This window comes from Aquimarina sp. MMG016, from assembly GCF_018100805.1.
In the GTDB taxonomy this organism is placed as follows: Bacteria; Bacteroidota; Bacteroidia; order Flavobacteriales; family Flavobacteriaceae; genus Aquimarina.
In genome coordinates, this window is sequence record NZ_JAGJEA010000003.1 from 533,546 (window position 1) to 546,313 (window position 12,768).

The 12,768-nt window shown below is 31.9% G+C and carries 11 protein-coding genes; 10 read left to right on the top strand and 1 reads right to left on the bottom strand.

Translation table 11 applies throughout. The features are described 5' to 3' along the window. Positions 1-124: 124 nt before the first annotated feature. The 7 genes from J8M14_RS08480 to purD all read left to right on the top strand — a co-directional run bounded on the left by J8M14_RS08480 (position 125) and on the right by purD (position 9,133). Entirely contained in the window at positions 125-1,291 is a 1,167-nt protein-coding gene (locus J8M14_RS08480) for a glycosyltransferase (protein WP_247672587.1), read from the top strand. Positions 1,292-1,440: 149 nt separating this feature from the next. Then, positions 1,441-2,739 carry an undecaprenyl-phosphate glucose phosphotransferase gene (locus tag J8M14_RS08485; RefSeq protein WP_247672588.1) on the top strand — a complete coding sequence of 433 codons (1,299 nt, stop codon included), beginning with the start codon at positions 1,441-1,443 and terminating at the stop codon, positions 2,737-2,739. Between the two features lie 41 nt (positions 2,740-2,780). Further along, entirely contained in the window at positions 2,781-4,094 is a 1,314-nt protein-coding gene (locus J8M14_RS08490) for a UDP-glucose/GDP-mannose dehydrogenase family protein (protein WP_211074161.1), read from the top strand. A gap of 1 nt (position 4,095) precedes the next feature. Next, positions 4,096-5,076 (top strand): UDP-glucuronic acid decarboxylase family protein, encoded by a 981-nt coding sequence (locus J8M14_RS08495; RefSeq protein WP_211074162.1) that lies wholly within the window; start codon positions 4,096-4,098, stop codon positions 5,074-5,076. A gap of 6 nt (positions 5,077-5,082) precedes the next feature. After that, positions 5,083-6,435 carry an exopolysaccharide biosynthesis polyprenyl glycosylphosphotransferase gene (locus J8M14_RS08500; protein ID WP_211074163.1) on the top strand — a complete coding sequence of 451 codons (1,353 nt, stop codon included), beginning with the start codon at positions 5,083-5,085 and terminating at the stop codon, positions 6,433-6,435. A gap of 4 nt (positions 6,436-6,439) precedes the next feature. Next, on the top strand, positions 6,440-7,753 hold the full coding sequence (locus J8M14_RS23045; protein WP_211074164.1) for an O-antigen ligase family protein: 1,314 nt from the start codon (positions 6,440-6,442) through the stop codon (positions 7,751-7,753). A gap of 108 nt (positions 7,754-7,861) precedes the next feature. Further along, the gene (purD, locus tag J8M14_RS08510) at positions 7,862-9,133 is read left to right on the top strand and encodes a phosphoribosylamine--glycine ligase (protein WP_211074165.1); all 1,272 of its coding nucleotides are present in this window, start codon (positions 7,862-7,864) and stop codon (positions 9,131-9,133) included. Positions 9,134-9,243: 110 nt separating this feature from the next. Here purD and J8M14_RS08515 read toward each other — a convergent pair whose 3' ends face one another. Further along, the gene (locus J8M14_RS08515) at positions 9,244-9,477 is read right to left on the bottom strand and encodes a uracil phosphoribosyltransferase (RefSeq protein ID WP_211074166.1); all 234 of its coding nucleotides are present in this window, start codon (positions 9,475-9,477) and stop codon (positions 9,244-9,246) included. Between the two features lie 111 nt (positions 9,478-9,588). Here J8M14_RS08515 and J8M14_RS08520 point away from each other — a divergent pair, with 111 nt between their 5' ends. The 3 genes from J8M14_RS08520 to J8M14_RS08530 all read left to right on the top strand — a co-directional run bounded on the left by J8M14_RS08520 (position 9,589) and on the right by J8M14_RS08530 (position 12,723). Continuing rightward, positions 9,589-10,509, top strand: a complete 921-nt coding sequence (locus J8M14_RS08520) for a DUF6427 family protein (RefSeq protein ID WP_348772832.1) — start codon at positions 9,589-9,591, stop codon at positions 10,507-10,509. Continuing rightward, on the top strand, positions 10,506-11,150 hold the full coding sequence (locus J8M14_RS08525; protein ID WP_247672589.1) for a hypothetical protein: 645 nt from the start codon (positions 10,506-10,508) through the stop codon (positions 11,148-11,150). The genes J8M14_RS08520 and J8M14_RS08525 overlap by 4 nt, the downstream gene beginning before the upstream one ends. Positions 11,151-11,376: 226 nt before the next feature. Then, a complete protein-coding gene (locus tag J8M14_RS08530) occupies positions 11,377-12,723 on the top strand; it encodes a microtubule-binding protein (protein WP_211074168.1) in 1,347 nt (448 codons plus the stop codon). The last annotated feature ends 45 nt before the right edge of the window (positions 12,724-12,768 follow it).

Below are 12,768 nucleotides of genomic sequence, written 5' to 3' on the forward strand. Positions count from 1 at the left end.
AAAATAGGTAAACAATAAAGAAGTAAAAAAAGAGGTTTTTCAAAAATAATTGAATAAAATATCAAAAACCACAGTATTTTTAGCATTTAAAATAAATTTAAGGTAAACCCAAATATACCAATACATGCTTGATATTATTAGAAAGGCACTAGTACATGACTGGTTTACACAATACAGAGGGGGAGAACGATGTGTAGAGAGTATGTCTAACATTTGGAACGACTTTGACTTCTATACCTTAGTCAATACATTAAATAAAGAAGATCAAGAAAAAATATTTAAGGAAAAAAAACCAAAAACTTCTTTTATTGAACGGCTTCCATTTGGAAAAAGAAAATACCGGTCTTATTTACCACTTTTTCCTATGGCTATTGAGCAATTCGACTTAACGGATTATGAATTGATTATATCTTCTTCGTCTTGTGTGGCAAAAGGAGTGCTTACTCGTCAGGATCAATTACATATTACATACATCCATTCACCTGCGAGATATGCGTGGGATTTATATCATCAATATGTAAAAGAAAGTGGTCTGCAAAAAGGACTCAAAGGCTTTATTGCCAAATATTTCCTTCATAAACTAAGGATTTGGGATGTTTCTACTATAAACAGACCTGATTTTTACATTGCCAACTCCAAATATATAGCCAAAAGAGTTAAAAAAATTTATGGTAAAGAAGCTAAGGTAATCTACCCACCAGTAGATTTAGGTTCCTTCGAGGCTTTTGATGAGACTTCTGATTATTATATTACTTGTTCTTCGATGGTCCCCTATAAAAAGGTAGATTTGATTGTAAAGGCATTTGCTAAAACCAATAAAAGATTAATAGTAATAGGAGATGGACCTGATTATAAGAAAATAAAAAGAATAAGCTCTAAGAACATAGAATTAAAAGGTTATTTAGAGGCAGAAGAAAAAAACTCTCTTTTAAGGAAAGCCAAAGCCTTTGTTTTCGCAGCCGAAGAAGATTTTGGTATTGCTCCGGTTGAGGCTCAAGGCTATGGAATCCCAGTCATTGCATATGGTAAGGGAGGGGTTTTGGAGACAATAAAAGGAGTTTTTAGTATAGAAAGAATAATGAGTGATGAGACGACAGGTGTTTTTTATAAAGAACAAACTACAGAATCACTTCTCGAAGCGATTGGATTTTTTGAAACTCACCAAAATCAATTTGATAAGGGAATCATTCGAAAAAATGCAGAATCTTTTAGCAGAGAGAGGTTTGAAAGAGAGTTTAAGGAAACTGTTGAACAGCTATATTTTGAGTGGAAGAATGAAAATAATTTTTAACAATATCGTTATATCTAATGAGTTTAAGGTTAGAGCAACTACATAACGATATTTTGAAAAAGAATTTATGGCATTTGATTTTTTGAATATTAATTTTAATCTATATGTATAAGGGACGGTATTCTAAATATATCAGACCACTGCTTTACATGATAGATATTTCTATTATTACCACACTATGTTACTTTTTTCTTTCTAAGAGTTTATTAGATATTGGTTTTGTACTTTTATTTTGGGTTTGCCTTTCTGTCTTAACTTCAGCTTATGCTGTTTACCGTTTTACCAAAATTGTAAAAATTATATCATTATTCTCTAAGCAAGTTACATTATTGGTCTTATTAATGTTTACTTATTATTTTATTACTGAAAATCATATACCTAAAGAAAAAATTCTGTGGTTTTTCATTATTCTCCTATTGGCAATAAATACATGGAGGATATTATTATTTGAGGTTTTTAAAAGATATAGGTTAATTACAGGAAGTAATAATAAATATGTTGTAATTGTTGGGATTAATAATTCTACAAAGAGGTTACAAGAGTTTTTTAGTAATTCTCCGGAGTATGGTTATAGATTTGAAGGCTTTTTTAGTGACAAAGATCAATCAGATAAGCGTGGTACCATAGAAGAAAGCTTCAGTTTTGTTTTGGAAAATAATATAAATGAAGTTTATTGCTCAGTAAAAGAGTTAACCAATGATCAAATAAAGAAATTTGTGGAGTTTTGTGACGTTAATTTAAAGACTTTAAAATTCATTGCAGATGACAAAGAGTTATTTTCTAAAAACCTTCAGTTAGACTATTATGACCTTACTCCAATTATTTCTTTACGTAAAATTCCATTGGATGAGTATGTTAATGGCTGGCTTAAACGTTGTTTTGATATTACTTTCTCTTTGCTAGTGATTTTTCTGGTGCTCTCATGGGTATTGCCAATAATAAGTTTATTAATAAAACTAGAAAACAGAGGCCCTATTTTTTTTAAGCAATATCGATATGGTGCTGATTTTGATCTCTTTTTGTGCTATAAGTTTCGTTCGATGACTATTAATAAAGAATCCGACAAGGTTCAAGCATCAAAAGATGATGTAAGAATCACCAGAATAGGGAAATTTATTAGGAGAACAAGTATTGATGAACTTCCACAATTTTTTAATGTCCTGCTTGGCGAAATGTCAGTTGTTGGTCCACGACCATTATTAAGAAGTCATACGGAGGATTATAAAAATAAGATTAATAAATTTATGTTGAGACATAATGTTAAACCAGGTATAACTGGTTTGGCTCAAGTAAGTGGATATAGAGGGAATATAGAGAAGGATTCAGACATGCAAAATAGAGTAAGATATGATATATTTTATGTGGAAAATTGGTCATTATTGCTTGATTTTAATATAATTATGAAAACTATAATTAATGTATTCAAAGGCGAAGAGAAAGCGTATTAGTATCAACAGTTGGGAAACCGCAATAAATAATTAACTAACAAATGAAAATATCAGTTATAGGCACTGGCTATGTAGGATTAGTGACAGGAACCTGTTTGGCAGAAACAGGTAATGAGGTAATTTGTGTTGATATAGATGAGAAAAAAGTTCAAAAAATGCAAAAAGGGGAAGTTCCTATTTATGAACCTCATTTGGATGTCTTGTTTGAACGAAATATTAAAGCAAACCGTTTAAAATTTACAACTTCATTAGAAGAAGGGTTGAAACATGGAGAAATTGTTTTCTTAGCACTACCTACTCCGGAGAACGGCGATGGTTCAGCTGATCTCAAGTATGTGTTGGGAGTTTCAGAAGAAATAGGTAAAATCATAAAAGATTACAAAGTAATTGTTGACAAAAGTACTGTTCCTGTAGGGACAGCAGAGAAAGTACAGGAAGTAATTGCTAAGAATGCTAAATGTGATTTTGATGTGGTGTCTAATCCAGAATTCTTAAGAGAGGGTTTTGCAGTGGATGACTTTTTAAAACCTGAGAGAATTGTTATTGGTTCTTCTTCGGAGCGAGCTACTGAATTAATGAAAAAGTTATATAAGCCTTTTGTAAGGTCAGGAAACCCAATTATCATCATGGATGAAAAATCTGCAGAGCTAACTAAATATGCAGCAAACTCATTCTTAGCTACTAAGATTACTTTTATGAATGAGATTGCAAACTATTGCGAAAAAGTTGGGGCAGATGTGGATAAAGTGCGTATTGGTATGGGTACTGATTCCAGGATAGGAAAACGTTTTTTGTTTCCAGGTATAGGATATGGCGGATCTTGTTTTCCAAAAGATGTTAAAGCACTTCATAAATCAGGAAAAGATGATAATTATGTTTTCCAAATTTTGGAATCGGTTATTAAGGTGAATAAGGATCAAAAAGTAGCTCTGATTCCTAAGATCAAGAAATTTTTTAATAATGACCTTAAAGGAAAGACTTTTGCTATCTGGGGATTGGCTTTTAAACCGGAAACAGATGATATTAGAGAAGCGCCATCATTAGATATAATAGATGTGTTATTAGACGAGGGGGCTAGTATAAAAGCTTTTGATCCTGAAGCCATGAACAACGTTTCAAGAAAATATGGAGATAAAATAAATTTTTCTAAGACAATGTATGAAGCAATTGAAAATACAGATGCACTGGTAATTTGTACAGAATGGAGTATATTTAGAACCCCTGATTTCGACAAGATCAGACAATCGCTTAAGAATAATGTAATTTTTGATGGAAGAAACCTCTATGATATTCAGGACATAGAGAAGGAAAGAGTTTCTTATTTTTCCATAGGTAGAAAAGATGTAAAATATTAATATGAAAAAAGTTTTAATTACTGGAGCGGCAGGATTCTTAGGATCTCATTTATGTGATCGATTTATTAATGAAGGGCTTCACGTGATTGGTATGGATAATCTGATTACTGGTGATCTTAAAAATATTGAGCATCTATTTAAGTTAAAAAACTTTGAATTTTATCATCACGATGTATCAAAGTTCGTTCATGTACCTGGAAAATTAGATTATATCTTGCACTTTGCTTCACCAGCGAGTCCTATTGATTATCTTAAAATTCCAATACAAACATTAAAAGTAGGATCTTTAGGAACTCATAACCTTTTGGGATTAGCCAAAGAAAAAAATGCCAGAATTTTAATAGCTTCTACTAGTGAGGTATATGGAGATCCATTAATTCACCCACAAACCGAAGATTATTATGGAAATGTGAACACCATTGGTCCTCGTGGAGTATATGATGAGGCCAAACGATTTCAAGAATCCATTACTATGGCGTATCATACCTATCACGGAATAGAAACTAGAATTGTTCGTATTTTTAACACATATGGTCCACGTATGAGACTGAATGATGGTCGTGTCGTTCCAGCATTTATTGGGCAAGCATTAAGAGGAGAAGATCTTACTGTCTTTGGAGATGGTTCGCAAACTCGTTCTTTTTGTTATGTGGACGATCTAATTGAAGGAATTTATAGATTACTATTTAGTGATTATGTAAATCCAGTAAATATTGGTAACCCTAATGAAATTACGATCGCTGATTTTGCTGAAGAAATTATTAAACTTACGGGGACTGACCAGAAAGTGATTTATAAGCCATTGCCAGTAAATGATCCATTACAGAGACAGCCTGATATAACAAGAGCAAAGGAAATTTTAAACTGGGAGCCAAAAATTGGTAGGTCTGAAGGAATGAAAAAAACCTTGGATTATTTTAAAAGCCTTACTAAAGAAGAATTATATAAAAGCGAGCATAAGGATTTTTCATCTTATTCATAATGCAAAATGCATCACAAAAGAGGAGGATATTCATATTTAATAAGACCAATACTTGTTGTTGTCGATCTTATCATTGTGTTGGTTTCATCACATTATTTTTTAGTGGATGTTCAGTCTAAAGAGCTTTATGTTTTTTTACCAATAGTCTGGCTGATATCGGCATATATGCTTAATTTTTATGAAGTATATCGCTTTACTAAAGTTATTAAGATTATTTCTCTTTTGGTTAATCAAGCGTTGCTGATTTTAATTTTGCTATATGCTTATTTTGGGATTTTAAAAATAAGTAATTTTAGTTCGTTAAGCATATTTCAATTTATAGGAATAACAATCTCTTCTGTTAGTGTTTTTAAAATTATAAGCTATTATGCACTAAAAAAATATCGTTCTTACCTGGGAGGAAATAACAGACGAGTTATTATCATTGGCAATAATAGAAGTGCACAGCAATTAAAAGCTTTTTTTGATAAGCGAAAAGATCTAGGCTATCAGGTCTTAGAGATATTTAGTAACGATCTTTCAAAAACCATAAAAGATAGTTTTGAATTTCTTAAAAATGAAGATGTTGATGAAATTTATTGCTCGGTGGATGAGGTTTCGGATGATGATGTCAATGAGTATGTGAAATATGCAGATCAAAGCTTTAGCGTTTTGAAATTTATACCAAAGTCACAATATATATATTCTAAGCGTTTGAAGACTGATTATTACGAATACCTGCCAGTATTATCAATTCCTGAGGTTTCACTAAACAGTTCTACAAATAGAGCAATCAAAAGAGGCTTTGATATCTTCTTTTCCTTATTAGTGGTTGTTTTCATTCTTTCGTGGTTGATACCATTATTATATATTCTAATAAAACTAGAATCTCCGGGACCGTTAATTTACAGTCATAAACGCAATGGAATTAATTACAAGGAATTTGTTTGTTATAAATTTAGATCAATGCGGCATGATACCCATACGGATCTTGAGCAAGTAAAAAAAGAGGATGAAAGAGTGACCAAGATCGGACGGTTTATGCGTAGAACAAGTATTGATGAACTCCCTCAGTTTTTTAATGTGCTTTTTGGAGATATGTCTGTAGTAGGTCCAAGACCACATATGATTTCGTATACCAAGGATTATAGCAAGAAAATTGATAAATATAACTATGTATTTAGACACTCGGTAAAACCAGGTATTACAGGTTATGCTCAGGTAAATGGTTTTAGAGGAGAGATAAAGAATGATGTAGATATTGTAAATCGTATTAAATATGATATCTTTTATATTGAAAACTGGTCCTTGTTACTAGACCTAAAAATTATATTTGAAACCATATTCAATATTATTAAAGGAGAGGATAAAGCCTACTAAAATTGTGAATATAAGAGGAAAAATAGTAGAAATTTCGGATTTCTTTTATAAGGATGAAAGTGATCTTGTTCTAACCATTTTCTGGAATAGCCTTTATATAGCTTTTTTTCTACTTCCTCTAGGAATCAATCTTCCAACACCTTTTTTTATAGCTGCAATTATTTTTGGAGGGATTAATATCTTTAAATCTCCTAAGAATTTTGTTCCCAGCAATAAAGTTTTGTTACTTTTTCCGGTATATTTTTTACTTATTGCACTCAGTCTGATATATACAGAAAATATCTCTGATGGATTTAAGATATTTCAGAGATCATTGACCTTGTTTTTGTTTCCGGTAATTTTTCTTTTCGTGAAAGAAGATGCTTCTTCGGTTAGAAAACTGTTTGATTTCTTATTGGTAGGGCTTATAGTTTCTTTTTTTATCAACTTTTATTTTACTATTTATGATTTTACAATGGTTGAAAAAAGTGATTTTGTTTTTAATGATTGGGAGGAAGGAGTTTCAAGCGTAATAGAGAGAATATCCTTGGGAACACAATATATATTTGAAACCGATTTTTCCAAATTAGTTAACCCTAACTATGTTTCTTTATATATCTTATTGGTATTAAGTTTTTATCTCAAAAAGAAGTTGAAATCAAGAATTCAGCTATTGGTTTTGACTATTTTGTTCTTGTATCTTTTTTTAATGGCCTCTCCGGCAGCATATCTGATCCTTTTTATAATGTCACTTATATTAGTATTTAATATTAAGGATAGAAGCCAAAAATACATTGTGTGTATGTTGTTGATTTTAGGAACCGTTGTTTTTCTAAAAAATCCCAGAATAGCAGATTTTTATGCAAGCGCAGAAGAGCTTGAAAATAATTCAGGAATTCATAGAGTAACGGTCGAAAAATCAAGATTGTTAACCTGGAATGCTAGCATACAATTAATCAAAGAAGCTCCCATATTTGGCTATGGAATAGGAGATGCTAATGATGTTCTTATAGAAAAATATAAAGAACTAGATTATTTTAGCAATTATCAAAATAAATATAATGCACATAACCAGTTTCTTCAGACTTGGTTACAGACCGGGATTTTTGGCTTTGGAATTTTAATAAGTGTTTTCATTTTATTAGCACTTAGAATGAAACGAAGTAGAAATGAATTTTCAGTATTCTTGATTCTTTTTATCTCGTTATTGTTTGAGTCCATGCTGGTTCGATTTAACGGGATTGTGTTTTTTTCCATAATTGTTCCTTTATTACTTAAGAAGCGAAGTATTTTGAGCAGTAGAATAATTCGCAATCACCCTACAACTATCGATTCCTAAATAGTAAACAGAATCATTTTAAATTGATTTAAAATAATTAGCAATAAAACTGCTAAACAACTATTTTTGATGGCTTAAAATAATTAGCCAATAACAAACTATAACCCTATGAACATTTTAGTACTAGGATCTGGAGGAAGAGAACATACATTTGCTTATAAGATTGCTCAAAGTGAATTATGCGATAAGCTGTTTGTAGCACCCGGTAATGCAGGAACGGCAAATATTGCTACCAATGTTCCGATTTCCGTAACTGATTTTCCTGCTATCAAAGAATTTGTACTAAAAGAAAATATAGAAATGGTTGTAGTCGGACCAGAAGATCCTTTGGTACAGGGTATTAGTGATTTCTTTGCTGAAGATTCAGATTTAAAAGAAATAACTGTTATTGGTCCATCAAAAGAAGGAGCACGACTTGAAGGAAGCAAAGAATATGCTAAAGAATTCCTTTTCAGGCATAACATTCCTACAGCGGCGTATCAAAGTTTTACAGCTGAAACGGTAAAAGAAGGGAAGAATTTTCTGGAGACATTAAATGCACCGTATGTACTAAAAGCTGATGGATTGGCTGCGGGAAAAGGAGTATTGATCCTTCAAAACATAGATGAAGCCAAAGCGGAGCTCGAGAATATGCTTACCAATAAAAAGTTTGGGACAGCAAGTGAAAAAGTGGTGATCGAAGAATTCCTTGATGGAATTGAGCTTAGTGTTTTTGTGTTAACCGATGGTAAAAATTATCTGACTTTACCAACAGCCAAAGATTATAAACGTATTGGAGAAGGTGATACAGGTCTTAATACTGGGGGAATGGGAGCAATCTCACCTGTTCCTTTTGCGGATGATGTTTTTATGACTAAAATCGAGAACCAAATTCTTAAACCTACAGTAGATGGTTTAGCAAAGGAAAATATCGATTATAAAGGCTTTATTTTTATTGGACTCATCAAAGTAGGAGATGAACCTAAAGTCATAGAATATAATGTTCGTATGGGTGATCCTGAGACAGAAGCTGTATTACCTAGAGTTAAAACAGATTTAGTAAAATTATTTAAACATGTAGGAAACCAGACACTTGATGAGGTCAAAATAGAGCTAGATGAACGAAGTGCAACCACAGTAATGACAGTTTCAGGGGGGTATCCCGAAGCTTATGAAAAAGGAAAAGAAATTACAGGAATCGACGACATCACTGATTCCATTGTTTTTCAGGCGGGTACCAAGCTTGAAGATGGAAAAATAGTAACTAACGGAGGAAGAGTAATAGCAGTTACTTCTTTTGATGATGATTTTAGAGAAGCTTTAAAAAAATCTTATAAAAACATAGAAAAACTACAGTTTGATAAGATGTATTATAGAAAAGACCTTGGTTTTGATCTGTAAGTTTCTAAATAAGTAATAATAAGAAAAGCGTATAGTTTATATTAAAACTATACGCTTTTTTATAAGTTAAACCCCAGACTTTCTCAAATCCAGAGAAAGGTGGAATTTTTTTAATTTAAGAAAGAATGAGCTTTAGGATCTCTATCTTCTTCATTATTATCATTAAACCTTTTAAGCTCTTTCATCCAGTAAAAGAAAGCCACAAAGCCAATAAGCATAAACAACCAGTTTACTACATTAGCTGCAGTCCAGCTTTCTAATTCTAATGCTCTTAAAGCATCTAAAGGAATAAAAAGTACATCTACAAATAGATATTCGATACCTTCAAAAAAATCTTTCCACATATGATTTTCATTTTCGTTATAAAAAACTAACTAAAAAGTTTTTATACATTCGTTCTACAATACACAAAAAACAATATTATATTGTCTGTGACAAAAATATAAAAAATAGTAGTGTTATCAAGCTTTTTTAGTAAATCAAAACCAATTAACTTCATAATAATAGCATTGTATATGCTAGTTTTTTTTGTGATAGCTCATAACAAGATAGGTTTTGAGTTTAATAGGAGCTATGTTTTGCTGTTTTCAGGAGGGTTAGTAGTATATGTTTTATCCATGTTGTTACTGAACTATATTACTCAGAGGAATGATTTAACACAAAAAAGCACGCATACAGTACTTTTATTTGCTTTTTTGACAACACTTATCCCTAACGCATTAACTGATTTTTGGATTGTGTTGTCTAATATATTTGTGCTTTTGGCTGTAATGCGCATTTTGGGTTTAAGAAATGGAAAACAGGTAAAGTCAAAAATTTTAGATGCATCGATCTGTGTTGGGATAGCTTCTTTAGCATACTTCTGGAGTATAGGCTTTTTGGTATTTGTTTTTTTAGGTGTGTTATTTTTTGAGCCGAAAAACTACAGAAACTGGATCATTCCAATTATTGGGTTATTGATTGTTTTTCTTTTTTCGAATTGCTTTACATTATTATTTTATGATTCCTTTTTTTCTATTCCAGAGTACACAGATCCGATATCTTTTTCGTTTGATAATTATATAGAAAATCAACAACTATTTTCTTTTGGGACTTTGAGTATTTGTATAGTATTCTTTTTTTCTATTTACCTGATTACGTTCAAGCGTCATTCTGCAAAGGTAAAACCTGTTTTAAACCTTATCATTGCCCAACTACTAATTGCGGCTGCAATAGTTATAATTTCACCAGCGAAAAACACATCAGAGTTATTTTTTGTTACCAGTCCTTTAGCAATAATTGGAACCACTTATTTAGAATTAGAATATAGTAAGTTAGTAAAGGAGTTTAACATCTGGGTGTTTTTATTACTTCCGTTTACGATATTATTATTTTGATCAAACCACATTTAGATACGATAGAATCAGAGCTTCAACATCGATTGCAGTATAAATATGTGTGGTATAGAAAGCAAAATGATCAATGGGATACCTACAGTAATTTTATGTATTCGACTGTGGAGTGGGAGAGTTTGATTCCTAAAATAGCTAAGGCTGTTGAAGAGTATAAACTAAACAAAGAAGAATTCTTTTATTACACTATTAATCGATGGTATAATTACTGGAGTGCTTTGGCTATAGAGCTTATTTTTTCTGAGATGGAAGGAGTTATCCCTGCTAAAAATGAAAAGGATAAGCTAGTGGATTTTTCTTTCTTTGGAAAAAATTTTGATCATAAAACCAGTGTTTTTCCTAAAGGATTTGGAAAATCAATTGAGTACGCACAACAGCATCCTAAAGAACTATTACTTTGGTTATATCGCAATCAAAGCCAGCAAGGACGCAAGCATCTAGAAAATAGAATGTTTTTGATTGTGTACTCAGAGGATGGAGAGCACTGGAAATTAAAAGCGCAAATCAGTTGGTTAAAAAATATAATTTCGGCTTACGTTGCTACTTTTAATGATACAAAATTACATAGATTGCAATTACAACCCTATAAAACGACAACGGCTGGATTGATTTGGGCTCGAAAGTGAACATTTGGTCTTTGAACTTTTGACAGTATTGGCAAGTTTTTAATTTCCTTTTGTAACAGAAAAACAATTTTTTGTACTTATATAATAAAGGGAAGCTTTTCAAAAATAAATAACAACAATTGGTAGGAGTAATGTGGTTAAAATTTTAACTTTTAATTCATTAAATTTACCGTAATTGTCTATGTATAGAAACTTTGTTCAACCATTATAAAAACACTAACCGAATATGTCTGATGATTTTGATTTATTAGAAACAAGTTCTTCTTCTGAACAAGAAAAAGTAGATGTCAACTGGGGCAAAACGATTGACCAAATGAAATCTAAGCTATCTCAGGAAGAAAGTCCAGAGATGCGTCAAAAAATATTGAATGCAACATTAGATGATGTTGTAAAAATGGCAGAAACTGATAGAAAAACACTATTAGATGCTATTAAAGATTTAACAGACTATCAGGATGAGGTAGGAATTATTTTTGAGAAATTTTCTACGCTTAATGCCAAAGAACAAAAAGTTATTGATGATGCTCAGGCTCGTTTAGAAAGAGCAAAAGTAGAATTAGCTTCTGCGGAAGCGGTAAAAGATAACTGGTGGAATAACCTTTTCGGGAGAAAAAGTAGAATCAAAAAGAAACAAGTAGAATTAGAAGCTGCGCAGAAAGAAAGAGATTTTGCTGATTCTAAAGCTAAAGCTATGTTTCAGGAGCGTATCGAAAGCGCTGATATACAAACATTACTCAGTGAATTATCTTTTAAAAGTCAGGCAGCAGTAAATCGATTAAAGAATAGAGAGGTTGAAATCAAAGAGGTAGAAGATAAACTTCAGGTTGCCATTGTTGAAGCCAGCAATAATCATATGAAAGCCTTAGAAAAAAAGGCAGAGACCGAAGAGAAGTTAGAAGAACAATATGCATTGCTTAAACAAGCTCGCCAAGAATTGGAAGAGGTAGTGGATAAGCAATCAACAGAATATTCCGAAGCTATTAGTAAAGTAACAACACTAGAACAAAAGGTGGAAGAGCTCGAAGGTCTGAAAAATGCATATATTACTTTGGCGGCAAGTAAGGATAGCTTTGTTCATAAACATAATCTTACGATCAAAGTGTTAACTTCACTTAGAAGTAATCTACAAACGCATAGAGCCAAACTAAAATCTGATACCGAAGAACGTGTTAAATATTATGATGGCTATGTAGTAGCGCTTAAAGCTAGAACAGATCAGGAGTTTGCAGCTATTTTAGAACATCTTGGTGTAAAGACTGATGAACATATTGGAGAAACACTGGCTTCTATGCATACTGCTAGTTCTAAAGCACGTCAGGATATGATGGAAAATATACCTGTTCACGAAAAAGTGATGAAAGGTATTTATAGTAGTTATGCAGAATCATTACAAGAAATAAGAGCTAAAGATTCTGAAATACGTAAGGATTTTGCGAATCGTTATGGAATCGATATGAAGGAGTTGTTCGAAGAATATTATAGTTCTGATAACACTACTCCATCTGATGATGGTGAAGAAAGTGTAGAAAAAACTGCTCCTGAGCCAGATTCAGGTGATGATCTATTATCATAATATAAAAATGCTTTCCTGAGGATAGTGTGGAAAGCTTTGAGGTGA

Coding starts and splice junctions, on each gene's coding strand:
- J8M14_RS08480 (WP_247672587.1), top strand. CDS start 125: ATGCTTGATATTATTAGAAAGGCACTAGTACATGACTGGTTTACACAA.
- J8M14_RS08515 (WP_211074166.1), bottom strand. CDS start 9,477: ATGTGGAAAGATTTTTTTGAAGGTATCGAATATCTATTTGTAGATGTA.
- J8M14_RS08495 (WP_211074162.1), top strand. CDS start 4,096: ATGAAAAAAGTTTTAATTACTGGAGCGGCAGGATTCTTAGGATCTCAT.
- J8M14_RS08485 (WP_247672588.1), top strand. CDS start 1,441: ATGATAGATATTTCTATTATTACCACACTATGTTACTTTTTTCTTTCT.
- purD (WP_211074165.1), top strand. CDS start 7,862: ATGAACATTTTAGTACTAGGATCTGGAGGAAGAGAACATACATTTGCT.
- J8M14_RS08530 (WP_211074168.1), top strand. CDS start 11,377: ATGTCTGATGATTTTGATTTATTAGAAACAAGTTCTTCTTCTGAACAA.
- J8M14_RS08500 (WP_211074163.1), top strand. CDS start 5,083: ATGCATCACAAAAGAGGAGGATATTCATATTTAATAAGACCAATACTT.
- J8M14_RS08490 (WP_211074161.1), top strand. CDS start 2,781: ATGAAAATATCAGTTATAGGCACTGGCTATGTAGGATTAGTGACAGGA.